Origin of the sequence: Sphingopyxis sp. DBS4 (genome assembly GCF_024628865.1) — a bacterium.
Taxonomy (GTDB): domain Bacteria; phylum Pseudomonadota; class Alphaproteobacteria; order Sphingomonadales; family Sphingomonadaceae; genus Sphingopyxis.
The window spans coordinates 1,557,437-1,580,102 of sequence record NZ_CP102384.1; the positions used below are offsets into that span (position 1 = coordinate 1,557,437).

Sequence of the window (22,666 nt, forward strand, 5' to 3'; positions counted from 1 at the left end):
GTCCTTATCTCGTCATCCCGGCGAAGGCCGGGATCCCACCGTCTCGATCTGACGCACCGGCGAGATCCCGGCCTTCGCCGGGATGACGACTCAGGCAAAAACGATCAGGCTCTAGGCCGTCTCCGCTTCCCCCATCAGCCGTTTCGCGAGGAACAGCTTGAACAGGATGAACGCGACCAGCCCGACCGCAGCGGTCGCGACGTGGAACAGCCAGAAGCTGGTCGTCGGCATCGACGAATACCAGGTGCCGACCTCGCCGACGACCTTGTTCGCGCCGAAGAAGGCGAGATAATAGATGCCGACGATCGTCGCGTTGAGCGCCTTCGGCGCCAGCTTGGTGAAGAGCGCGAGGCTCACGGGCAGGATGTGCGCAAAGCCGATGCTGTTGAGCAAATGGAACATCACCGGCCAGAACAGCCCGATCTTGCCGCCGCCCTGCGTCGCCGCCGCCATGACCAGGCAGAGTCCGCCGGCGATGGTAAAAACGCTGCCGATGATCATCTTGCCAAGCTCGTCGGGCTCGCGGTGGCGCTTGCCGTACCAGACATAGAAGGCGGCGACCGCGGCGAGCATCGAGAAGCTGGCGGCGGCGTCGATCGTGATCATCCAACTCGTCGGCAGGGTGGTGCCGAAGAAGGTGAGCTGGAAATGCTGGTCGGCCCAGACCAGATAGGCGTTGAAGATTTCCTGATTGGTGAGCAGCGCGACCGCCATCACCGGCACCAGCACGATGACGGCGAGGACGCGCAAGCGGTCGCTCGTCTCCATTCCCAAAATCCAGCTGGCAACGAGATAGAGAGCGACCGCTGCCGCGATACCTTCGATGAGCCGGTAATCGAACCCGAGCGCAGGCGCTGCGATGAAAAGCAGGATTACGGATGCTATCAGCACCAAGGCGACTATGGTCGCGCGGCTCATGCCCTGTGCTCCGGCGATCCGGACGGGCCGATTATCCGCGGGCAACCACGGCCCCGCCATGATGTAGAGGATCAGACCGAGCACCATCACCACGCCCGCGGTGCCGAAACCCCAGTGCCAGCCGACCTTTTCGCCGAGCGTGCCCGAGATCAGCGGCGCGGCGATCACGCTGACGTTGATTGCGATATAGAAGATCTGGAACGCCATCGCGCGGCGGAGATCGTTCGGCCCGTAGAGTTCGCCGACCTGGCTCGCGATATTGCCCTTGAACAGCCCGACCCCGACGATCAGCGCGAGCAGGGCGAAGAGGAAGGCGCCCTCGAACGCCATCAGGAAATGCCCCGCCGCCATGAACAGGCCGCCGAGGATCAGCGTCGTCCGCCGCCCGAGCCAGCGGTCGGCGATTAGCCCGCCGAGGATCGGGGTCAGATAGACGAGCGAGGTATAATCGCCGAAAATCTTCGACGCGAAGGGCTGGCCGTCGATCCCGCCATACCAGCCGCGCAACGCTTCGAGCCCGATCACGCCGCCCGCATGTTCGGGCAGCAGCAGATATTTGACCATGTAGAGCACGAGCAATGTCTGCATCGAATAATAGGAAAAGCGCTCGCACCCCTCGACGAAGGCGAGATAGCCGAGCCCTTTCGGATGGCCCAGAAAGGCGCGGTCGCTGCGGTCCGCCTCGAAATCAGGCGTCGCTTCGGCGATGGTCATGGATTGTCCCCCGGTGATCGGTCTTGTTGCGGCGATCCATAAGGTTTCAGATGAAACTTGCCAGCGGCAATCGACGAACGGCGGAACTCGGGGCGAGGGAATGGCTAGAAGCGAACGATTGCGGACGTAAGATCCTCCCCGGCACGGGGAGGGGGACCACCGAAGGTGGTGGAGGGGCAGGTGCGTCATGGCGCGCCTTTTCTGGATCGAAGCGTAAACCGAGGGTGCCCCTCCACCATGCTTCGCATGGTCCCCCTCCCCGTGCCGGGGAGGATCGGCTACGTCCGCTCCCCACCCCGAAGCCGACCCCCAGCCCGCTGCTATTCCACCAACGCCACCGCCCGGATCCACCCCGCGCTCGCGCGTTCGATCTTCACCGGGAAGCAGGAGAGCGTCCAGCCGGTCGGCGGCAGCGCCGCGAGGTTGGTCAGCTTCTCGATCTGGTAATAGGGTTTGATCCGCCCCGCCTTGTGGCCTTCCCAGATGATCGACGGATCGCGCGTCTCGGCCCAGCGCCGCGCGGTGTGGCTGAACGGCGCATCCCAGCTCCAGGCGTCGGTGCCGACGACCTTCACCCCGCGTGTCGTCAGGTAAAGCGTCGCCTCGGCGCCCATGCCGCAGCCCTGGTCGGTGAAAGCATCGGTGCCATAGACCGCGCCCGACTGGACGAGCACGATATCGAGCGGCTGGAGCGCGTGTCCGATGCGTGCGAGTTCGGCCTCGACCTCGGCACCGCTCACGACATGGCCCGCGGGGCGATCCGAGAAATCGAGCTTCACGCCGGGGCGGAAGAAGAGGTCGAGCGGCGCCTCGTCGATGCTCGGCGCCGCACTCGCGCCGCTGTCGGTCGTCGAATGGAAATGCCACGGCGCGTCCATGTGCGTGCCGTTGTGGGTGCTGAGCGTCAGACTCTCGACCGCCCAGCCCTCGCCGTCGGGAAGGTCGTCCTTCGTCAGCCCGGGGAAGAACATCGCGATCTGCTCCCACGTATTTTCGTGGGTCATGTAGGTGATCTGCGGACGCATCACCGGCGGGTCGGACACGACGTCGTTGGTGATCGGGATCGAGAGGTCGATGAACTGCATGGGGTCCAGTCTGCCACCGTTATGCTGCCGCGCCAAGAAGGCTTGCGCGATGACATGCGCGGGTTAGAGATGGCGCAAAGCCCGAACCGGGGCAGGGGAGAGTATATGACCGACGCAGCCGCCGTCGCCGATCACGGCGCGGGCTATCAGCCGACCGCGCAGGATATTCGCCTGGTCATCGCCGCCTCTTCGGCGGGGACGATTTTCGAATGGTATGATTTCTTCATCTACGGCACGCTTGCGGCGATCATCGGCAAGGCGTTTTTCCCCAGTGACAATGCGACGCTCGAGGTGCTGCTCGTCTGGGCTGGGTTCGCGGTCGGGTTCGGTTTCCGGCCGCTCGGCGCGGTGCTGTTCGGTTTCCTCGGTGACCGCCTCGGGCGCAAATATACCTTTCTGATCACCGTCACCCTGATGGGGATCGCGACCGCGGGCGTCGGCATGATCCCGTCCGCGGCAACGATCGGCATCGCGGCGCCGATCATCGTCATAGCGCTGCGCATCCTCCAGGGGCTGGCGCTCGGCGGCGAATATGGCGGCGCCGCGATTTACGTCGCCGAGCATTCACCGCCCGAAAAGCGCGGTTTCTACACCAGCTTCATTCAGGCGAGCGTCGTCGGCGGTTTCGTGCTCAGCCTGATTGTCGTGCTCGGTTGCAAGGCCGTCATGTCGGACGCACTCTGGGAAAGCTGGGGCTGGCGCGTGCCCTTCCTCCTCTCGCTGGTGCTGCTCGCCGTTTCGCTGTGGATGCGACTCAAACTGTCGGAAAGTCCGGTGTTCCGCGCGATGAAGGCCGAGGGTGAACTCGCGAAAAATCCGCTCAAGGAGAGCTTCACCTATCCGGGCAATCCGAAGCGCATTCTCGTCGCGATGATCGGGATCGCCGCGGGGCTGACGGTGATCTGGTACACTGCGATGTTCTCCGGCCTTTCCTTCCTCAAGGGGCCGATGAAGGTCGAGGAGACCGCCGCCGAGATCATCGTCGGTGCGGCGGCGGCGCTCGGCATGGGCTTTTTCCTGCTGGCGGGGCGCCTGTCGGACCGGATCGGGCGCAAGAAGCCGATCGTCTGGGGCTATGGCGTCACGCTCGTGCTGCTCTTCCCGCTGTTCTGGTGGATGGGCAGCGTCGCCAATCCCGTGCTCGAAGCGGCGGCGGCGCGTGCGCCGGTCGTCGTCACCGGGTCGCAGTGCAGCTTCGACCCCTTCGCCAAGGAACAGGCGACCGCGTGCGGCAAGACGCTGGGCGAACTGACGAAGCTGGGGGTGCCCTACAAGGTCGCGGCGAGCGACAGCGGCTTCGACAGCGTCGCGATCCATATCGGCGGCAAACAGGTCGCGAGCGACGACCCGGCGCTGCTCAAGCCGGCGCTCGAGGCAATGGGCTACAGCTTCGAACCGCAGGTTCCCGGCGCGCTCGGCATTGCCGTCATCCTCATCGCGCTGCTCGGATTGAGCGCCTTGTCGGGCTTCACCTACGGCCCCGTCGCCGCGCTCCTCTCCGAAATGTTCCCGCCGCACGTCCGCTATTCGTCGCTGTCGATCCCCTATCATCTCGGCTGCGGCTATTTCGGCGGCTTCCTGCCGCTGATCGCGAGTTTCATCGTCGCCAAGACGGGCAATGCCTATTCGGGCCTTTGGTACACCTGGGGCGTGGTGCTCGTTGCTTTCCTGCTCACCGCCTTCATGCTCGAGGAGCCGGTCGAGGGACAATGGGACAAGGCTGCCGTCGGCTGACCCCATTGGCGGTGTCCGCAAAGGCGTATAGGTCGGCGGTATGATCGACATCGCTTCTCCGCTCCGTCTCCGTCTCGATTCCGCCGCGCTCGTCCAGAATTGGCAATGGCTAGCCGCGCGGAGTCCCGGCGCGTGCGGCGCGGCGATCAAGGCCGATGGCTATGGACTCGGTGCCGCGAAGGTCATGCGACACCTCGCTGCCGCCGGTTGCCGCGACTTCTTCGTCGCCACCTGGGCCGAAGCCGCCGCGCTGATGCCGCTCGCCGGCGATGTGTCGCTGTCGGTCTTTCATGGCGTGGGCGAGGTCGACATGGTCGCCGCGCGGACGCTGCCCGTGCGTCCAGTCCTGAACAGCGTCGAACAGGTCCGGCGCTGGCGCGCGGCGGGCGAGGGGCGGCCGTGCGACGTCATGGTCGACACGGGCATGAACCGCCTCGGCCTGCGGGTCGAGGAAGCGCTTGGCGGCGCGCTGGACGGGTTGGCGATCGACACTTTGCTCAGCCACCTTGCGTCGGCGGACGAGGACAGCGAGCAGAATGCACGGCAACTCGCGACCTTCCGCGCCGTGCGCCAGGCCGTTCCGGCGCGGCGCTACAGCCTCGCGAACAGCGCGGGCATCTGCCTCGGCTCCGATTACGGCTTCGACCTGACGCGTCCCGGACTGGCACTCTATGGCGGCGTACCGCGCCGCGAGGCCGCGGGGCATATCCGCCAGGTCGCCTTTCCCGAGGCGCGGGTACTTCAGATACGCGACGTGCGCGCGGGTGAGCCCGTCGGCTATGGCGCGACCTGGATCGCGCCGGTCGACAGCCGCATCGCGATCGCCAATATGGGCTACGCCGACGGCTATCTGCGCTGCCACGCCGGGCAGGGCGGCGCGGCGTGGCAGGCGCGCGACCTGCCGCTCGTCGGCCGTGTGTCGATGGATCTGGTCGCCTTCGACGCCAGCGCCGCCGACGGCTTGGCCGAGGGCGACTGGCTGGCGCTCGACTACGAACTGCCATCGACCGCGGCGCGTAGCGGCTTGTCGCAATATGAGTTGCTGACGGGACTGGGGAAGCGGTTCGAGCGGCACTGGATTTGAGAACGACCCGAACTTGCGGGCCTCGCATGTTGCGGCGCATCAATCTTTGGTGTTAAGGTCCGGCGGCCGGGAAGCAACCGGTGGCGGTCGGTCGCGATCGATGAGGAGCAGAGGGCAGCATGGCAAAGTCGAAGACGGCCGCGGACGGCGATGTCGTCACCATCAAGAAATATGCCAACCGGCGCCTCTATGACACCGAACGCAGCTGCTACATCACGCTCGACGATCTGGGCGCGATGGTGCGTGACGGGCGCGATTTCCGCGTCGTCGATGCCAAGAGCGGCGAGGATATCACGCACAATGTCCTGACCCAGATCATCATGGATACCGAAACGCGCGGCGAGACGCTGCTGCCGGTCAATTTCCTGCGCCACCTGATCGGCCTGTACGGCGACAAGATGCAGTCGATGGTGCCGCAATATCTCGAAGCGTCGATGACCGCGTTCCGCAAGAACCAGCAGGACGTCCGTGCCGCCTTCGAGGGTGCGCTCGGATCGAACCCGCTTGCCGAACTGACGCGCCGCAATTTCGAGATGTTCCAGCAGGCCGCGGGCGCGTTCATGCCAGGTGCGGCCGCCGGCAAGGGCAAGGATGCCGAGATCGCCGCGCTTAAGGCGGAAATCGCCGAGCTCAAGGCCGAACTCGCCAAACAGAAATAATCCGGGGCTCTTTCCAGCTCCCAGCACAGAAAACAGGACAGATGATCAAACATGCGCTCAGCGTAACCCGTCAGGCCGACTTCGCGGCCTGGTATCAGGACGTCATTGCCGAAGCCGACCTCGCCGAGGAGTCGGGAGTGCGCGGCTGCATGGTCATCAAGCCGTGGGGCTATGGCATCTGGGAGCGCATCCAGACCGTGATGGACGCCGCGATCAAGGACGCCGGGGTTCAGAACGCCTATTTCCCGCTTTTCATCCCCTTGAGCTTCTTTGAGAAGGAAGCCGATCATGTCGATGGGTTCGCAAAGGAAATGGCGGTCGTTACCCATCACCGGCTGATCGCCGACGGAAAGGGCAAGCTGGTGCCCGATCCCGAGGCGAAGCTGGAGGAACCGCTGATCGTCCGCCCGACGTCCGAAACGGTGATCGGATCAGCGATGAGCCGCTGGGTGCAGAGCTGGCGCGATCTGCCGCTGAAGGTCAACCAGTGGGCCAATGTCGTCCGTTGGGAAATGCGCACGCGCATGTTCCTGCGCACGAGCGAATTTCTGTGGCAGGAAGGGCATACCGCGCATGCCGACAAGGATGACGCGATGGCGGAGACGCTGCGCGCGCTCGAAATGTATCGCGCCTTTGCCGAGGATGTCCTCGCGATGCCGGTGATCGCGGGCGAGAAGCCCGAAAATGAGCGTTTCCCCGGTGCCGTGGCGACCTATTCGATCGAGGCGATGATGCAGGACGGCAAGGCGCTGCAGGCCGGCACTTCGCACTATCTCGGCACCGGCTTCGCCGAGGCGGCGAACATTCGCTATCAGGACAAGGAAGGCGGCCACAGCCTCTGCCACACGACAAGCTGGGGCACCTCGACGCGGATGATCGGCGGCGTGATCATGACGCATGGCGACGACGATGGTTTGCGCTGCCCGCCGCGCATCGCGCCGCACCAGATCGTCATCGTGCCGATGCTGCGCGACAACGAGGAGGATGCCGCGATCCTCGACTATTGCCGCGGCCTCGAAAGCGAGCTGAAGGCGCTCGATGCCTTCCGCGAGCCGGTGCGCGTGCTGCTCGACGCGACCGCCAACAAGGCGCAGACGAAGCGCTGGGGGTGGGTCAAGAAGGGCGCGCCGATCATATTGGAGATCGGCCCGCGCGACGTCGCCGGCGGCAATGTCGCGGTGATCCGCCGCGACCGGCTCTATCAGGAGAGCGGCAAGCTGAACACGGCCTTCGTCGCGAAGGCTGATTTCGTCGCAGGAGCGGTGGCGATGCTCGAAGAGATTCAGGTGAACCTTCATGCCGAGGCGAAAGAGCGGCTGCATTCGAACATCCGCCGTGACGTCACCGACCTCGCGGCGCATTTCGGCGGCGACGACAAGTTCGTGGGCTGGGTCGAGGTGCAATGGGCGCGTCCGACCGGTTCCGTGCTCGAAGGGATCGTCGAGACACTCAAGGCGCTCAAGCTGACGATGCGCAACACGCCCCTCGACGCCGCACCGGCGGATGGCGCCTGCTTCTTCACCGGCAAGCCGGCGGTCGAGCGCGTGCTGATAGGACGAACCTATTGATTTATTTCACGCGGAGGCGCGGAGACGCGGAGAGATCGTGCTTGCCGCGAAGCGGCTTTCCCCTTTTGACGCCGCGTCAAGGCGCATCGCTTGATCGAGAAAGGGGCCTGTCGGCCCGAGCGGTCGTCTCCGCGTCTTCGCGTCTCCGCGTGAACCATTTGGACGGCCCGAGATGAAGAAACCAAAGCCGCAACCCGGACTCCCCTCACGCGAGCAGATTCTCCGCTTTATTGAGGACAGCCCCGGCGCGATCGGGAAACGGGAGATCGCCAAACATTTCGGGCTCCACGGGACCGACAAGATCTCGCTGAAGGCGCTGCTCAAGGACATGACCGACGAAGGTCTCGTCGACATGGCGCCGGGGCGGGCGTTTCACAAACATGGCGGATTGCCGCGCGTCACCGTGCTGCGCGTTGCGGCGGTCGAGGGCGATGCGGTGTGGGCGGTTCCCGATCGCTGGGAAGGCAGCGGTCCCGTGCCGCGTCTCCGCGTGATGGAGAAGGGACGCAGGGGCGCACTGGGCGTCGGCGATCGCATCCTCGCGCGCACCGAGGAGCGCGGCAGCGGCCATGTCGCGCATCCGATGAAGAAGCTGCAGTCGGGCGGCGAGGCGGTCATCGGCGTGCTCGTCGCCGACACCGGCCCCGGCGGCAAGCCGATGACGTGGCTGCGCCCTGCCGACAAGCGCGCGCGCTTCGATTTCGCGGTCGCCGACATGGGCGATGCGAACATCGGCGATCTCGTCCGCGCCGAACTGTCGGGCCGCGGCCCCGCGACCAAGGCGCGCGTGGTCGACCGCATCGGCGACCCCTTCGCACCGCGTTCGCTCAGCATGATCGCGATCGCGCGGCACGAGATTCCGCATGTCTTTGGCGAGGAGGTGCTGGCGGAGGCCGAGCGCGCGGCGAAGCTGCCGCTGACTCCGGATGGGCGCGAGGATTTGCGCGACCTGCCAATCGTCGCGATCGACCCGGTAGACGCGCGCGACCATGACGACGCGGTATGGGCGATCCCCGACGCGGATGAAAAGAACAAGGGCGGATACCGCGCGATCGTCGCGATCGCCGATGTCAGCACTTATGTCCGCGCCGATGGCGCGCTCGACCGCGAGGCGCGGCGGCGCGGCAACAGCGTCTATTTCCCCGATCAGGTCGTGCCGATGCTCCCCGAGACGCTGTCCGCAGGGGTCTGCTCGCTGAAGGCGGGTGAGGATCGCGCTGCGATGGCGTGCCACCTCACCGTCGACAAGCACGGCAAGGTGACGTCATGGCGCTTCACCCGCGCGCTGGTGCGGCTCCGCGCGAACATCGCCTACGAGGATGCCCAGGCCGCCTATGACGCCGACAGGCCCAAGGGGGAGTGGGACGAGCACGTCCTGCCCGCGCTCAGGAATTTGTGGGCCTGCTGGACCCTGCTCGCCAAGGCGCGCGATGCCCGCGCGCCGCTCGACCTCGACCTGCCCGAACGGCAGGTGATCCTCGACGAGCAGGGCGGCATTGCCGAGATTCGGGTGCGCGAGCGGCTCAATGCGCACCGGCTGATCGAGGATTATATGATCGCCGCGAACGTCGCCGCGGCGAAGGCGCTCGAGGCGAAGAAGTCGCCCGTCATGTACCGCATCCACGAGCCGCCGAGCCGCGAGAAACTCGTCAGCCTGAAAGACTATCTCGAAACCTTCGACCAGAGCTTCGCACTGGGACAGGTCATCACCCCCGCGGTGTTCAATCGGCTGATCGACGGCTTTTCGGAAGACGACCGCCTGCCCGAAATCATGCAGGCTATCTTGCGCAGCCAGACCCAGGCTTACTACGGCCCAGCCAATGCGGGCCACTTCGGGCTCGCGCTCGGCTCGTACGCGCATTTCACCTCGCCGATCCGCCGCTATGCCGATCTGATCGTTCATCGCGCGCTGGTCGACGCCTATCGCCTCGAAGTGCCCGGAAAACCCAAAGGCCTGCCCGAGCGCACCGGGCTGGGCGAGGCCGACCGCAAGGGGCTGTCGCGTATCGGCGAAGCGATCAGCGCGCTCGAGCGCCGCGCGATGGAGGCCGAGCGCGAGACGATCGACCGCTATGTCGCGGCGTATCTGGCGACGAAAACGGGAGAGATCGTTTCGGCGCGGATCACCGGGGTGCAACCGTTCGGCTTCTTCGCGACCGTCGATGGGCTGGGCGGCGACGGGCTGGTGCCGGTATCGACGCTGGGGAGCGAGCGCTTCTTCTATGACGACGCAGCGCGGACCCTCGACAGCGAACATGGTCGTGTCAGCTACTCGGTCGGACAGCGGCTCGACCTCCGGCTGATGGAGGCGAATCCGATCAGTGGTGCGCTTCGCTTCGAGCTTCCCGATGCCGAGGATCGGCCACCCGCCAAGCGTCCGCCGCGCCGCGACGGCAAGGGAAAGCATGTCGTCGGCAAGCGCGGGCGGCCTGCGAACATCCGCCATCAGGGGCGGCGGCGCTGAGCGCACGCGCTTCGCCAGCGCGAAAATCAGCGTGTCCCCGCGGAGGCGGGGACCCATCTCCTGCCGGTTCAAATCTTAGCCGACCGGAGATGGACCCCCGCCTTCGCGGGGGAGCATGATTTTTCAATAGGGGAGGCGCACCGGACCTCCGGCCGTCCTAACTCAACGCATCGAGCCGGGCGATGTCGATGCCGCCGGGCACCAGCATCACCGGGCAGGGAAGGGTTCCCGCATCCTGTCCGGTGAAATAGCTCACCAGCGGCCCGGGGGCGCCGCTGGCCGCCGTCGCCAGCACCAGTGCCGATATCTCCTCATTCTCGCGGATCACGTCGCACACGGCTTCAGTCGGCTTGCCTGATTTGACCATTGTCTGCGCGACGATATTGGCCTCCTGCATCACCGCGTCGGCGGCGGCGCCGATCAACTGCTCGGCATGTTCGCGTGCTTCGGCCTCGATCGTCGCCTGGACGCCGCCGAAGGCGACGAAATCCTGCGGCGGCAGGATCGCGAGGACGACGATGCCGCCCCCCGTCCGCGCCGCGCGCCGCGCCGCGAAACGCAGCGCGAGGCTTGCCTCCGGGCTGTCATCGATCACCACCAGATATGTCCGCATCGCCCCGACCCCCGCTATGCATTTTGCGAGGCGAGAGTGCGTCACATTCGTATGAAAGGCAAGGTTGCCGCGCTGGACCTTGACCGGTCCAGCGCTTATGGCGAGGAACAATCCGTAGCGGCAGGCCCCGCCTGCGAGACTCTTCGAGGGACAAGACCGACGATGCCGATCGAACTCAAAATGCCCGCCCTTTCGCCGACGATGGAGGAAGGGACGCTTGCGAAGTGGCTGGTGAAGGAAGGCGATACGGTCCAGTCGGGCGACCTGCTCGCCGAGATCGAAACCGACAAGGCGACGATGGAATATGAGGCGATCGACGACGGCGTGATCAGCCAGATACTGGTTCCCGAGGGCAGCGAGAATGTGAAGGTCGGCACCGTGATCGCGGTGATCGCGGGCGAGGGTGAGGATGCGAGCGCCGCCAAGGCCACGCCGGCGCCTGCTGCTGCTGCTGCGCCCACCCCCGAGCCCGTTCGCGCTGAGCCTGTCGAAGCGCCATCCTCCTCTTCCGCAATCGCCGCGAAAAAGGACAGTCCTTCCCCCGGACGCGATCCGGGGTCAGGACAAACGGAGGCAGGGGCGAGGATAAAGGCCAGCCCGCTCGCCAAGCGCATCGCGGCGGAGAAGGGCATCGACCTGTCGACGATCACCGGCACCGGCCCCGGCGGCCGCATCGTCAAGGACGACCTTGAAGGCGTTTCGGCCAGCGCCCCGGCAACAGCCGCCCCGGCTCCTGCCGCGATGGCCGCTGCTGCGGCGGCGCCGGCCCCTGCCGCTGCCGGCCCGATCCCCGATTTCGGCATCCCGCACGAGGACGAGAAATTGTCGGGGATGCGTAAGACGATCGCGCGCCGCCTGACGCAGTCGATGCAGGAATCGCCGCACATCTATCTGACCGTCGACATCCGCCTCGACGCGCTGCTCAAGCTGCGCGGCGAACTCAACGCCAGCCTCGAAAGCCGCGGCGTCAAGCTCAGCGTCAACGACATGCTGATCAAGGCGCTCGCGGTCGCGCTCGAACGCGTGCCGGCGTGCAACGTCAGCTTCGGCGGCGATGTCATGCGCAAATACAGCCGCGCCGACATCTCGGTCGCGGTCAGTATTCCCGGCGGCCTGATTACCCCGATCATTACCGACGCGGGCGGCAAGTCGATGTCGAAGATCTCGACCGAAATGTCCGAACTCGCCGCGAAGGCGAAGGAAGGCAAGCTCCAGCCCAGCGAATATCAGGGCGGCACCGCCAGCATCTCGAACATGGGGATGATGGGGATCAAGCAGTTCACCGCCGTGATCAACCCGCCGCAGGCGATGATCATGGCGATCGGCGCGGGCGAGAAGCGGCCTTACGTGGTCGACGACGCGCTGGCGATCGCCACGGTGATGTCGGCGACCGGCAGCTTCGACCACCGCGCGATCGACGGCGCCGACGGGGCACTGCTGATGAAGACCTTCAAGGAACTGGTGGAGAACCCGCTGGGGCTGGTGGCGTAAAATGCCCGAGGGGCCGCAAAGCCCCTCTCCCCTTGCGGGAGAGGGGTTGGGGAGAGGGGGGCGGCCTGTCGCACTCGCCAGAGCGAAGCGCATGCGGTCCGAACCCACCGATGCTGAAAGGGCTTTATGGCACCTCCTGCGCGGCAAGCGATTTTCGGGACACAAGTTCAAGCGTCAGGTTCCGATCGATCGCTACATCGTCGATTTCGTCTGTTTCGCACATCGTCTGATCATCGAGGCGGATGGCGCTCAACATGCGGAAAATGATTACGATGCAGAACGCGACGCGTATCTTGTCGAGCAGCGCTTTCGCGTCATCCGTTTCTGGAACAATGATATTCTGCTTAACATCGAGGGCGTGAGCGAAGCCATCTGGGCGGCGCTTCAGGACGAGACGTTCACCCCCTCTCCCCAACCCCTCTCCCGCAAGGGGAGAGGGGCTTTTGAAGGAGCCCATAATGGCTGACACCAATTACGACCTCATCGTCCTCGGCTCAGGCCCCGGCGGCTATGTCGCGGCGATCCGCGCGGCGCAGCTTGGACTGAAAACCGCAATCGTCGAGCGTGAGCTGCTCGGCGGCATTTGCCTCAACTGGGGCTGCATTCCGACCAAGGCGCTGCTGCGTTCGGCCGAAATCTATCACTATATGCAGCACGCGGGCGATTACGGGCTGAAGGCCGCGCAGATCAGCGCCGACATCGATGCGGTCGTGAAGCGGTCGCGCGGGGTCGCGAAGCAGCTCAATCAGGGCGTCGCGCACCTGATGAAGAAGCACAAGATCACCGTCCATATGGGCACCGGCAAGCTGACGGCGCCGGGCAAGCTCGAAGTGACGGGCGAGAAGGGCGCCGAGACGCTGACCGCGAAGAACATCATCGTCGCGACCGGCGCCCGCGCCCGCGACCTGCCGTTCGCGCCCGCCGACGGCAAGCGCATCTGGACCTATCGCCACGCGCTCGTTCCGCCTGAAATGCCGAAAAAATTGCTCGTCATCGGATCGGGCGCGATCGGGATCGAGTTTGCGAGCTTCTACAGCGACATGGGCGCCGAGGTGACCGTCGTCGAAATGCTCGACCGGCTGGTCCCCGTCGAGGATGCGGACGTGTCGGCCTTCCTCGAAAAGGCGCTCAAGAAGCAGGGGATGACGATCCTGACCGGCGCCGGGGTCGAGGAATTGAAGGCGAACGCGAACGGCGTCACCGCGAAGATCAAGACGAAAGACGGCAAGATCGAACAGGGCGAGTATAGCCACGCGATCGTCGCGATCGGCATCGTCCCGAACACCGAGAATATCGGCCTCGAAGCGCTCGGCGTGAAGACCACGAAAGGCCATATCGACACCGACGCGATGTGCCGCACCAACGTCCCCGGCCTGTGGGCGATCGGCGATGTCACCGCGCCGCCGTGGCTCGCGCACAAGGCGATGCACGAATCGATCATCGCGGTCGAAGCGATTGCGGGGGGCCATCCGCACGCGATGGACCCGCGCAACATCCCGGGCTGCACCTATTGCCGCCCGCAGATCGCAAGCGTCGGGCTGACCGAGGCGAAGGCCAAGGAACTCGGTTACGAGGTCAAGGCCGGCACCTTCCCCTTCATCGGCAACGGCAAGGCGATCGCGCTGGGCGAAGCGGAAGGCTTCACCAAGACGGTGTTCGATGCGAAGACCGGCGAACTGCTCGGCGCACACATGATCGGCGCCGAGGTCACCGAGCTGATTCAGGGCTATACGATCGGCAAGACCGCCGAATTGGTCGAGGATGATTTCATCTGCACGGTCTTCCCGCACCCCACGCTCAGCGAGACGATGCACGAAGGCGTGCTCGCCGCGTTCGGGCGGCCGCTACATATCTAGGCGCGCTTGAGTCCTGCGATCCTTCATTTCTCCCGAACAGGCAGCGTCATCAAGGCGCTGTTCTTCTTGGGTGTCGCGGCGATTGCGTTCGCTGTGGCGGCGCTGATGCACAGCGAGCGTGCATCGCCGCCGCCGATCGTCGTCGGCGCGCCGGACATGGTGCTGCCCGCACGGCCGCCGCATCGCGACCCGCTGACGCCGTTCAAGATACCGCTTCTCGTCATCGCGGGGGCCACCTGCCTCTTCTACGCCGGTCGACATGGTCTGCGCGCGCTGACGCGGCAGACAGCGGTCCGGATCGAAGGGGGACGGCTCTATTTCCATCCGAGCTATGGCGCCGATCCGAACCCCTTGCCGACCGCGGACATTGCGGAAGCGATCTGCGATCGCTCCGACCGACTGCCGGGCGAGATGTCGGGGGCGGTCAGGTTCGGCGCGCGCGCCCGGCACGGCCTCTATCTTCGCTATCGATCCGATGGAGCCAACCGGGAGCTGCGAGTGATCGACAACGACATCGACGGCGGCACCGAACAATTGCGCCGCTTCGCGGCACAGGTCGACGCCTGGCGCCGGTCGGCGGCGGCGAAGGCAGAGCGATGATCGGCAAGCCAAAAGCTATTCTTGCGGCGATCATGCTCATCGTCGCGGTGATCCTGCTCGGCCTGATCGTCAGCGCGGGCTGGACCGTCACCGCCGACTTTCGCATTTCGAACGCGCTGTCGCTGCGCGTCGGGCAGAGCGATCCGGCGCTCATCGCTTTCATGCAGGGGGCGAGCTGGATCGGCGGGGGGACGCCGCGCTGGATCATCGTCATCCTGCTTTCGGCGCTTGTCTGGCACTGGTGCGGGCGGCGCTGCGCGGTTGCGCTCGCTGGAGCATCGCTGCTGGCGAATCTCGCCTCGAACGCGCTCAAATTCGCGTTCGACCGCGCGCGGCCCGACATCATCGAACATCTCGATCATGTGAACAGTGCTTCCTATCCCAGCGGCCACGCGACGAGCGCCGCGGTCGTCTATCTGCTGCTTGCCTGGTTTGCGCCGGCGCGCTGGCGGCCGTTCGCCTGGACGCTTGCCACCGCGATGATCCTGCTCAACGCAGCCTCGCGCATCATGCTCGGCGTTCATTGGGCGAGCGACATTGCGGGCGGCACGATGCTCGGCGCAGCCTTCGTGCTGCTCGGGGCGTGGTGGGCGTCGCGGTCCGATCTAAGATTATCGTAAGTTTTCCCTGCTAACGCGGCGGCGGTGGGCCGCGATATGCGGGGGAGAATGGGTTTGAAGACCGTTGCTTACAGCAGGGCAAAGCTCGTCAAGACGGCGGTCGGCGCGCCGATCCTCGCGGTGGCGGGGCTTGCCTGCCTTGGCCGTTTCGGCCTGTTCGTCAGCGCGATCATCCTGATCGGCGCGGTCGTTCTGGTCGCTTGCGGGGTGCAGGCGGCGCGCAAGCTGATGGGCGATGCGCCCGCGCTTCGCTACGATTGCGACCGGCTCACCATCTCGACCATGTGGTCGGAAAAGACGGTAGCGTGGCGCGACGTGGCGGCGGTCGGCACCTCGGCACTCAACACCTATGCCTTCTACGGCCTGATCAAGGTCGGCAGCACCCGCTATCTCGACATCAGGATGCGCGGCGGCCTGCTGGCGAAGAAGCACCGGCTGCTCAGCGACATGCTCGATCTGGACAAGCCCGGAATTGCTGCGCTCCTCGACGATCTGGCCGCGCACCAACAGGCGGCCGAGGGGCGCCCGGCGAGCCCTGCCGATCAACCGGCGCCGGTCGGGATTGTGACCGCGCCGCAGGCCGACATCTTCGACCCCGATGCCGCGCTCGCCAATTATCTTCGCCGCCAGCAGGCCGGCGAGCCACGTTCGCCGGAACCCGGGGCTGCGCCCGCCTTCGGTCGCCGCGATGCGCTCGAAGGCGCGCCGCGACCGTCGCTGACCGGGCCGCGCCCCGGCGGCTTCGGGCGAAAGATCGTCTGAGCCCGAAAATTCCGCTGTCCTAAAAAGTCTCGTTTTGCCATCTATCGGACAGGCAACAGCAACAGACGGGGCGGGATATGCAATCCAGTGTGAAGTTCGGCGGTTTTCTGCGGGGAATCGCTTTCGGCGCGAGCGCGCTTTTCGCGGCGGCCACGCTGCCGGCGACGGCGCAGGACGGGGCGGCGCAGGACGGGTCTGGGCAGACGGTGATCACCGCCGCGCGCTATCTCGACGTGCAGAGCGGCAAGATGGTCGAGCATCCGGCGATCTTCGTCGGCGCCGACGGACGCATCGCAAGCATCGCCGACGCGCGCACGGTGCGCTGGGGTGCCGGGGTCAAGCATATCGACCTGGGCGAGCGCACCCTGCTTCCCGGCCTGATCGACATGCACGTCCATCTGACCTCGCTGGCCGAGGTCGGCGGCTATCAGGGGCTGCGCTATACCGACAGCTTCTGGACCGTGATGGGCGTCGTCAACGCGAAGAAGACGCTCGACGCTGGCTTCACCACGGTGCGCAACGTCGGGTCGGCCGATTTCGGCGACGTCGGGCTGAAGCAGGCGATCGAGGGCGGCTATGTCCAGGGGCCGCGGATCATTCCCGCGGGCTATGCGATCGGCGCGACCGGCGGCCATTGCGACGAGGGCGGCCTGCCGCCGTCGATGGATCACAAGGGACCGTCGGTCGTCGACAGTCCGCAGGAAGCGCGCGCCAAGGTGCGCTGGCTGCACAAATATGGCGCGCGCGTCATCAAGATCTGCGCGACCGGCGGCGTCTTCTCGCTCGGCGACAGCGTCGGCGCGCAGCAGCTCAGCTTCGACGAGATGAAGGCGATCGCCGACGAGGCGCATATGCTAGGGCTCAAGGTCGCGGCGCACGCGCACGGCGACGACGGGATCAAGACCGCGATCCTTGCCGGGATCGACACGATCGAGCATTGCAGCCTTGCGAGCGACGAGGCGATCAAGCTCGCGATCGCGCACAACACCTGGTTCGACATGGATATCTATAACGACGACTATATCCTCGCGACCGGGACCGCGAACGGCACCGAGCAGGAAAGCCTCGACAAGGAAAAGGCGATCGGCCTCGCGCAGCGCCAGACTTTTCAGCGCGCGGTCAAGGCGGGCGTGCACATGATCTTCGGCACCGACGCGGGCGTCTATCCGCACGGCGACAATGGCCGGCAGTTTGCCAAGATGGTCGAATGGGGCATGACCCCGCTGCAGGCGATCCGCGCCGCGACGCTGAATGGGGCCGAGGCGCTGAGCATGACCGGCGACGTCGGCACGATCGCGGTCGGCCGCTATGCCGACCTCATCGCGGTCGATGGCGATCCGCTGGCGGACGTGCGACAGCTCGAGCATGTCGACGCGGTGGTCAAGGGCGGGGTGCTGGTGAAGGAACTCTGATCGTCATTGCGAGCGGAGCGAAGTAATCCAGAGCGGTTTACGCCACCTCTGGATTGCCGCGTCGCTTCGCTCCTCGCAATGACGAGGGAGGCTTGGACGCTCAGACCACCAGCCGGTCGATCATCGCCTCGCGCATCGCGGGCGTCAGGTTGAGCACCGCTTCGGCATAGCTCGGGATGTCGCCATGGTCGCGCCGCACGGTGGCGAGCGCAGCCTCCAGATAGACGGGGTTCACCGACATCAGCGCGCGCACCGCGTCGTCGCTGATCGCAGCGCCGTGGCGCGCGCGAATATGCTGGGCGCCCTGCGCGATCCGCTCCTCGATCCGCCCGGCGGTATTGGTGAGCAGATAGTCCTGGATCAGGTCGTCCTCGTGCACGCCGAGCAGCCGGTGAACGATCGCGACGGCGAAGCCAGTGCGGTCCTTGCCGGCGACACAGTGGACGAGGCTCGGCGTGTCATATTCGGCGAGCGCGGCGAGATAGAGGCGCAGCGTCGCGACGAGCGCGGGGCGATAGGGCATCCCAGCATAGGTATCGATCATCCGCGCCCGCGCGGTCTCGAAATCGATCGCGCCGCCCGCGGCTGCGGCCTGCAGGTGCGGGGCGAGGCCCGCGGTGACGCCGCCTGCGAACAGCACGCGGCCCGCGAAATTTCCCGATCGGCGGCACGGGTGCACCTCGCGCTCGTCGTCGCCGCGCAGGTCGATGATCGTGTCGAGGCCGATCGCGTCGATTGCGGTCAGGTCCTCGTCGGTCGCCGCCTCGTGCTGCGCCGAACGCCAGAGCATTCCATTGCGCAACCGCCCGCCGCCTTCGACGGCATAGCCGCCATAGTCGCGGAAATTGTGGACGCCCGACAGGGGCAGGACGCGTTCGGCCTGCATCGTCATTCTCCCGTGAACACCGGCGGCCGTTTCTCGACGAAGGCGTTGATCGCCTCGCGGTTGTCGGCGGTTTCGTGAACGATCGCCTGATAGGCGGCGCTGAGTTCGAGGATGTCGCTCATCCGGCTGTGCTGCGCCTCGCGGAGCAGCCGCTTGGTGAGGCGTAGCGCGCGCGGCGGGTTGCAGACGATGCGCTCGGCGATCGCGACGGCGTGGTCGAGTAGTTCAGCGTCGGGAACGACTTCGGTGACGAGGCCATAATCCTTCGCCGCCTGGGCATCGAAGCGGTCGCCGGTCAGGAACAGTTCGGCGGCGCGCGGATAGCCGAGCACGCGCTGGAGCAGCCAGGCGCCGCCGTCGCCGGGGACGATCCCGACCTTGATGAAGCTGCACGCGAATTTGGCGCTCTCCGCCGCGATGCGGATGTCGCAGGTGCAGGCAAGGTCGCAGCCGAGCCCGATCGCATGGCCGTTGACCGCGGCGATCATCGGGATTTCGCAGTCCATCAGCGCGCGGATCACCGCCTGCACCCCGCGGCGATAATTGGCGCGGGTCGAATCGGGCTGGTCGAGGACGCCGATGCCCTGACGCTCCTGCATCGACTTGAGGTTTCCGCCGGCGCTGAACGCCTTGCCGCTGCCGGTCAGGATGATCGCGCTGACGCTGCGATCCTCGCCCAGCGTGCGGAGCGTGTCGATAATGTCGTCGCAGTCCGCATGGGTGCCGATCGCGTTCATGCTCTCGGGCTTGATCATCGTCAGGATCGCGATCTTGCCCCGCCGCTCGACACTCAGAAATTCACCCATGAACACTCTCCCGATACGCGGACAGGCTATGCCTCGCGCACGCTGGTTGCAAGCCAATGACGATGGCGCCGGGCGCGCGGGCGCGCCCGATCGCCGCGACGATCAGCGAACCGCGCCGCCGTCCCGAAGCGCCGCGATCCGCGCCGCGTCGTAACCGAGCGCGGCGAGCACCGTATCGCCGTCGGCGCCGACCGCCGGGGCCGGGCGCGGGGTGTCGGTGACGCTCGCCGAATAGCGCGGCGCGGGGGCGGGCTGGGTGACGCCGCCGACGGTCAGGAAGGTTTCGCGCGCGACGTTATGCGGATGCTGCGGCGCTTCGTTCAGCGAGAGCACCGGCGCGAAGCAGACGTCGGTCATCTCCATGATCGCGCACCATTCGTCGCGCGTCTTGGTCGCGAACAGCGCGGTAAGCTTGTCCTTGAGCGGCCCCCATTGCGTGGGGTCCATCTGCGCGTCGAAAGCGGGATCGGCGTCGAGCCCGGTCTTCTCGCGTAGCAGCGCATAGAATTGCGGCTCGATCGACCCGATCGAGATGAACTTGCCGTCGGCGCAGGCATAGGTGTCATAGAAATGGGCGCCGGTATCGAGCATGTTGGTGCCCGGTGCGTCGTTCAGCCGGCCCATGGCGAGAAAGCCCCAACTCATGCCCGCGAGCAGCGCCGAGCCGTCGGTCATCGCACAGTCGATCACCTGACCCTGGCCGGTCTTCGCTGCGTGGAGCAGCGCGCTCGCCATGCCGAAGGCGAGCATCATGCCGCCGCCGCCGAAATCGCCGACATAATTGACCGGCGGCACCGGCTTTTCGCCCGCGCGACCGACGGTGTGGAGGACGCCCGAGAGCGCGATATAGTTGATGTCGTGTCCGGCGGCCTGCGAATAGGGGCCGAACTGGCCCCAGCCGGTCATGCGTCCATAGACGAGCTTCGGATTGTCGGCGAGCAGCACGTCGGGGCCGAGACCCAGCCGCTCCATCACGCCGGGGCGATAGCCCTCGATGATGCCGTCGGCGTTCTTGCAGAGATCGCGCGCGATCCGGACGGCCTCGGGATTCTTCATGTCGAGCGCGATCGAGGTGCGGTTTCGCGACAGCGGGTCGCGCGGATCCATGAACCCGCCGGGGCGGTCGATGCGGATCACCTCGGCGCCATGGTCCGCGAGCATCATGCCGCAATAGGGGCCGGGACCAATGCCTGCGAATTCGATGATCCTGATGCCGCTGAGCGGTCCCGCCATGTCGTGTCTCCCGAAAGATGCGGGGGCGGCCGTTGCGCCGCCCCCGAATATTGCTTCGCCCAGAGGGGCGCCGTGGTCAGATGCGTTCGATGATGATCGCGGGCGCCATGCCGCCCGCGGCGCACATGGTGACGAGACCATAGCGGCCGCCCGAGCGTTCGAGTTCGTCGAGCGCGGTGCCGATCAGGATCGAGCCGGTGGCGCCGATCGGATGGCCAAGCGCCATCGCGCCGCCGTTGATGTTCACCTTCTCGCGGTCGAGATCGAGGTCGCGGATGAACTTCTCGGCGACGACCGAAAAGGCCTCGTTGATTTCCCAGACGTCGATGTCTTCCTTCTTGAGGCCGGCCTTCTCCAGCACCTTCTTCGCCGCGGGAACCGGGGCGTTGAGCATCAGTGTCGGATCGTCGCCGATGTTCGCATAGGCGACGATGCGCGCGCGCGGCTTCAGCCCATGCTTGTCGGCATAATCCTTCGACGTCAGCAGGATCGCCGCGGCGCCGTCGACGACCCCTGACGAGTTGCCGGCATGGTGGAAATGCTGGATTTCAAGGTCGGGATAGCGGCGGTTGATCTGCTTCCGGAAGGTGAATCCGTCGCCCATGTCGAAATCGGCGATCTTGGAGAAGCTGGGATTCAGCGCGGCAAGACCTTCGGCGGTCGTCTCGGGGCGCGGAAACTCCTCATGGTCGAGCGCGACGCTGCCGTCGGTATTGAGCACCGGAACGACCGATTTGTCGAAGCGGCCTTCCTTGATCGCCTTGTCGGCGCGCTGTTGGCTGACGAGCGCGAGCGCGTCGAGCGCTTCGCGGCTGATGCCTTCCATCGTCGCGATCGCGTCGCCGCAGATGCCCTGATGCGACTGGGGGTGGATTTCGTCGAGCGCTTCATGGCCCGAGCCCATCAGGCGCGGCGGCAGCCCGGCGTTGGCCTGTTCGGCGGCATAGGCGGTGGTGTAGCTCATCATCTCGGTGCCGCCGGCGATGACGCAATCCTCCATGCCGCTCATCACGCTCGCCGCGGCGAAGTTCACCGAGCTGATGCCGCCGCCGCAGAAGCGGTCGAGCGTCGTGCCGCTGGCCTTGGTGTCATAACCTGCCGACAGCGCCGCCATGCGGCCGAGGTCGCCGCCCTGCTTGCCGTTCTGGCTGGAGGTCGACCAGACGATGTCGTCGACGGTCGCGGTGTCGAGATTGTTGCGGTCGCGGATCGCGGCGAGCACGGTCGCGGCGAGGTGCTGCGGGTGGAGGTGTGACAGCGCGCCCTTGCCGGGCTTGCCGATCCCGCGCGGGGTGCGGACGGCGTCGATGATATAGGCTTCGGACATGAGATGTTCCTTTCGGGAATGAGGTGATTGCGTAGAGTCAGGGATTTACCGGGGCGCCATGCGGATCGCGCCGTCGAGGCGGACGGCCTGGCCGTTGAAATAGGTGTTGCGGACCATCTCCATCGCGAGGCTGGCATATTCCTCGGCCTTGCCGAGGCGCTTGGGGAAGGGGACCGAGGCTTCCAGGCTCTCCTTGACCTTCGGATTCATGTTGCCGAGCAGAGGCGTGCCGAACACGCCGGGCATGATCGAATTGACGCGGATGCCGAGGTCCATCAGGTCGCGCGCCATCGGCAGGACGAGGCCGTTCACCCCCGCCTTGGCCGAGCCGTAGATCACCTGCCCGATCTGCGCGTCCTGCGCCGCGACCGAGGCGGTGAAGATGATCGCGCCGCGCTCGCCGTCTTCGAGCTCGGGCAGGGTCGCCATGCCCTCGGCGGCGATCGAGCCGATGCGGTAGCTCGCGGTCAATATGCCGGCGACGCCATATTCGTAATCGGCGGTCGGGGTGCGGCGGAATTTCCCCGTTTCCTTGTCATAGGCAAGCGTTTTGCCACGACGCGAAGTCATCGCGCAGTGGACCGCGATGCGTTCCTGCCCGTGCGCCGCACGTGCCTTGGCGAAGCCGTCGAGCACCGACTGTTCGTCAGTGATGTCGACATGGACGAACAGCCCGCCGATCGACTGCGCGACCTCTTCGCCGAGCGCGTCGTTGATGTCGAAGATCGCGACTTTCACGCCCGCGGCGGCGAGCGCTTCGGCGGTCGCGCGACCGAGGCCGGATGCGCCGCCGGTGACGACGGCCGCGGTGGAGGAATCGAGTTTCATGGGGAG

20 protein-coding genes are annotated in these 22,666 nt (G+C 66.0%); 12 read left to right on the forward strand and 8 right to left on the reverse strand.

Translation table 11 applies throughout. The annotated features are described in order from the left end of the window. Window positions 1–111: 111 nt before the first annotated feature. Both NP825_RS07230 and NP825_RS07235 read right to left on the reverse strand, forming a co-directional pair. Window positions 112–1,632, reverse strand: a complete 1,521-nt coding sequence (locus NP825_RS07230) for a peptide MFS transporter (RefSeq protein ID WP_257549890.1) — start codon at window positions 1,630–1,632, stop codon at window positions 112–114. Window positions 1,633–1,952: 320 nt separating this feature from the next. Continuing rightward, window positions 1,953–2,717, reverse strand: a complete 765-nt coding sequence (locus tag NP825_RS07235) for a cyclase family protein (protein ID WP_257549893.1) — start codon at window positions 2,715–2,717, stop codon at window positions 1,953–1,955. Between the two features lie 105 nt (window positions 2,718–2,822). Here NP825_RS07235 and NP825_RS07240 point away from each other — a divergent pair, with 105 nt between their 5' ends. The 5 genes from NP825_RS07240 (at window position 2,823) to NP825_RS07260 (ending at window position 10,226) form a co-directional block, all read left to right on the forward strand. Then, window positions 2,823–4,451 carry an MFS transporter gene (locus NP825_RS07240; RefSeq protein ID WP_257549895.1) on the forward strand — a complete coding sequence of 543 codons (1,629 nt, stop codon included), beginning with the start codon at window positions 2,823–2,825 and terminating at the stop codon, window positions 4,449–4,451. Window positions 4,452–4,491: 40 nt separating this feature from the next. Then, on the forward strand, window positions 4,492–5,535 hold the full coding sequence (gene alr / locus NP825_RS07245) for an alanine racemase (protein ID WP_257549898.1): 1,044 nt from the start codon (window positions 4,492–4,494) through the stop codon (window positions 5,533–5,535). A gap of 119 nt (window positions 5,536–5,654) precedes the next feature. Further along, window positions 5,655–6,194 carry a polyhydroxyalkanoate synthesis repressor PhaR gene (phaR, locus tag NP825_RS07250; protein ID WP_257549900.1) on the forward strand — a complete coding sequence of 180 codons (540 nt, stop codon included), beginning with the start codon at window positions 5,655–5,657 and terminating at the stop codon, window positions 6,192–6,194. A 41-nt stretch (window positions 6,195–6,235) separates the two neighbouring features. Further along, complete coding sequence (gene proS, locus NP825_RS07255) at window positions 6,236–7,762, forward strand: proline--tRNA ligase (RefSeq protein WP_257549902.1); 1,527 nt, start codon at window positions 6,236–6,238, stop codon at window positions 7,760–7,762. Between the two features lie 172 nt (window positions 7,763–7,934). After that, window positions 7,935–10,226 carry a ribonuclease R family protein gene (locus NP825_RS07260; protein ID WP_257549905.1) on the forward strand — a complete coding sequence of 764 codons (2,292 nt, stop codon included), beginning with the start codon at window positions 7,935–7,937 and terminating at the stop codon, window positions 10,224–10,226. Between the two features lie 157 nt (window positions 10,227–10,383). Here the strand turns inward: NP825_RS07260 and NP825_RS07265 are convergent, their stop codons facing one another. Further along, entirely contained in the window at window positions 10,384–10,839 is a 456-nt protein-coding gene (locus NP825_RS07265; RefSeq protein ID WP_257549907.1) for a universal stress protein, read from the reverse strand. Between the two features lie 162 nt (window positions 10,840–11,001). Here NP825_RS07265 and NP825_RS07270 point away from each other — a divergent pair, with 162 nt between their 5' ends. The 7 genes from NP825_RS07270 to NP825_RS07300 all read left to right on the forward strand — a co-directional run bounded on the left by NP825_RS07270 (window position 11,002) and on the right by NP825_RS07300 (window position 17,580). Then, the gene (locus NP825_RS07270; protein ID WP_257549910.1) at window positions 11,002–12,330 is read left to right on the forward strand and encodes a pyruvate dehydrogenase complex dihydrolipoamide acetyltransferase; all 1,329 of its coding nucleotides are present in this window, start codon (window positions 11,002–11,004) and stop codon (window positions 12,328–12,330) included. A gap of 91 nt (window positions 12,331–12,421) precedes the next feature. After that, a complete protein-coding gene (locus tag NP825_RS07275) occupies window positions 12,422–12,796 on the forward strand; it encodes an endonuclease domain-containing protein (RefSeq protein ID WP_257549912.1) in 375 nt (124 codons plus the stop codon). Then, window positions 12,789–14,186 (forward strand): dihydrolipoyl dehydrogenase, encoded by a 1,398-nt coding sequence (lpdA, locus tag NP825_RS07280; RefSeq protein ID WP_257549914.1) that lies wholly within the window; start codon window positions 12,789–12,791, stop codon window positions 14,184–14,186. Before NP825_RS07275 ends, lpdA begins: the two co-directional genes overlap by 8 nt. A gap of 6 nt (window positions 14,187–14,192) precedes the next feature. Next, complete coding sequence (locus tag NP825_RS07285) at window positions 14,193–14,786, forward strand: hypothetical protein (protein WP_257549916.1); 594 nt, start codon at window positions 14,193–14,195, stop codon at window positions 14,784–14,786. Then, window positions 14,783–15,406 (forward strand): phosphatase PAP2 family protein, encoded by a 624-nt coding sequence (locus NP825_RS07290; protein WP_257549918.1) that lies wholly within the window; start codon window positions 14,783–14,785, stop codon window positions 15,404–15,406. The genes NP825_RS07285 and NP825_RS07290 overlap by 4 nt, the downstream gene beginning before the upstream one ends. Before the next feature lie 54 nt (window positions 15,407–15,460). Beyond that, window positions 15,461–16,168 (forward strand): hypothetical protein, encoded by a 708-nt coding sequence (locus tag NP825_RS07295; RefSeq protein ID WP_257549920.1) that lies wholly within the window; start codon window positions 15,461–15,463, stop codon window positions 16,166–16,168. Window positions 16,169–16,245: 77 nt separating this feature from the next. Beyond that, window positions 16,246–17,580, forward strand: a complete 1,335-nt coding sequence (locus NP825_RS07300) for an amidohydrolase family protein (RefSeq protein WP_257549922.1) — start codon at window positions 16,246–16,248, stop codon at window positions 17,578–17,580. Window positions 17,581–17,680: 100 nt separating this feature from the next. Here the strand turns inward: NP825_RS07300 and NP825_RS07305 are convergent, their stop codons facing one another. The 5 genes from NP825_RS07305 to NP825_RS07325 all read right to left on the reverse strand — a co-directional run bounded on the left by NP825_RS07305 (window position 17,681) and on the right by NP825_RS07325 (window position 22,660). Then, entirely contained in the window at window positions 17,681–18,466 is a 786-nt protein-coding gene (locus NP825_RS07305) for a tyrosine-protein phosphatase (protein ID WP_257549924.1), read from the reverse strand. Between the two features lie 2 nt (window positions 18,467–18,468). Continuing rightward, window positions 18,469–19,272, reverse strand: coding sequence for a crotonase/enoyl-CoA hydratase family protein (locus NP825_RS07310; RefSeq protein WP_257549926.1), 804 nt, complete (start codon window positions 19,270–19,272; stop codon window positions 18,469–18,471). 102 nt (window positions 19,273–19,374) lie between these two features. Then, window positions 19,375–20,505 (reverse strand): CaiB/BaiF CoA-transferase family protein, encoded by a 1,131-nt coding sequence (locus NP825_RS07315; RefSeq protein WP_257549928.1) that lies wholly within the window; start codon window positions 20,503–20,505, stop codon window positions 19,375–19,377. Between the two features lie 76 nt (window positions 20,506–20,581). After that, window positions 20,582–21,832 (reverse strand): acetyl-CoA C-acetyltransferase, encoded by a 1,251-nt coding sequence (locus tag NP825_RS07320; RefSeq protein WP_257549930.1) that lies wholly within the window; start codon window positions 21,830–21,832, stop codon window positions 20,582–20,584. 45 nt (window positions 21,833–21,877) lie between these two features. Next, window positions 21,878–22,660 (reverse strand): SDR family NAD(P)-dependent oxidoreductase, encoded by a 783-nt coding sequence (locus tag NP825_RS07325; protein WP_257549932.1) that lies wholly within the window; start codon window positions 22,658–22,660, stop codon window positions 21,878–21,880. Window positions 22,661–22,666: the final 6 nt, after the last annotated feature.

Bases quoted from the DNA above. Each gene is read 5' to 3' on its own strand.
- NP825_RS07230 (WP_257549890.1), bottom strand. From the start codon at position 1,632: ATGACCATCGCCGAAGCGACGCCTGATTTCGAGGCGGACCGCAGCGAC.
- NP825_RS07235 (WP_257549893.1), bottom strand. From the start codon at position 2,717: ATGCAGTTCATCGACCTCTCGATCCCGATCACCAACGACGTCGTGTCC.
- NP825_RS07240 (WP_257549895.1), top strand. From the start codon at position 2,823: ATGACCGACGCAGCCGCCGTCGCCGATCACGGCGCGGGCTATCAGCCG.
- alr (WP_257549898.1), top strand. From the start codon at position 4,492: ATGATCGACATCGCTTCTCCGCTCCGTCTCCGTCTCGATTCCGCCGCG.
- phaR (WP_257549900.1), top strand. From the start codon at position 5,655: ATGGCAAAGTCGAAGACGGCCGCGGACGGCGATGTCGTCACCATCAAG.
- proS (WP_257549902.1), top strand. From the start codon at position 6,236: ATGATCAAACATGCGCTCAGCGTAACCCGTCAGGCCGACTTCGCGGCC.
- NP825_RS07260 (WP_257549905.1), top strand. From the start codon at position 7,935: ATGAAGAAACCAAAGCCGCAACCCGGACTCCCCTCACGCGAGCAGATT.
- NP825_RS07265 (WP_257549907.1), bottom strand. From the start codon at position 10,839: ATGCGGACATATCTGGTGGTGATCGATGACAGCCCGGAGGCAAGCCTC.
- NP825_RS07270 (WP_257549910.1), top strand. From the start codon at position 11,002: ATGCCGATCGAACTCAAAATGCCCGCCCTTTCGCCGACGATGGAGGAA.
- NP825_RS07275 (WP_257549912.1), top strand. From the start codon at position 12,422: ATGCGGTCCGAACCCACCGATGCTGAAAGGGCTTTATGGCACCTCCTG.
- lpdA (WP_257549914.1), top strand. From the start codon at position 12,789: ATGGCTGACACCAATTACGACCTCATCGTCCTCGGCTCAGGCCCCGGC.
- NP825_RS07290 (WP_257549918.1), top strand. From the start codon at position 14,783: ATGATCGGCAAGCCAAAAGCTATTCTTGCGGCGATCATGCTCATCGTC.
- NP825_RS07300 (WP_257549922.1), top strand. From the start codon at position 16,246: ATGCAATCCAGTGTGAAGTTCGGCGGTTTTCTGCGGGGAATCGCTTTC.
- NP825_RS07305 (WP_257549924.1), bottom strand. From the start codon at position 18,466: ATGCAGGCCGAACGCGTCCTGCCCCTGTCGGGCGTCCACAATTTCCGC.
- NP825_RS07310 (WP_257549926.1), bottom strand. From the start codon at position 19,272: ATGGGTGAATTTCTGAGTGTCGAGCGGCGGGGCAAGATCGCGATCCTG.
- NP825_RS07315 (WP_257549928.1), bottom strand. From the start codon at position 20,505: ATGGCGGGACCGCTCAGCGGCATCAGGATCATCGAATTCGCAGGCATT.
- NP825_RS07320 (WP_257549930.1), bottom strand. From the start codon at position 21,832: ATGTCCGAAGCCTATATCATCGACGCCGTCCGCACCCCGCGCGGGATC.
- NP825_RS07325 (WP_257549932.1), bottom strand. From the start codon at position 22,660: ATGAAACTCGATTCCTCCACCGCGGCCGTCGTCACCGGCGGCGCATCC.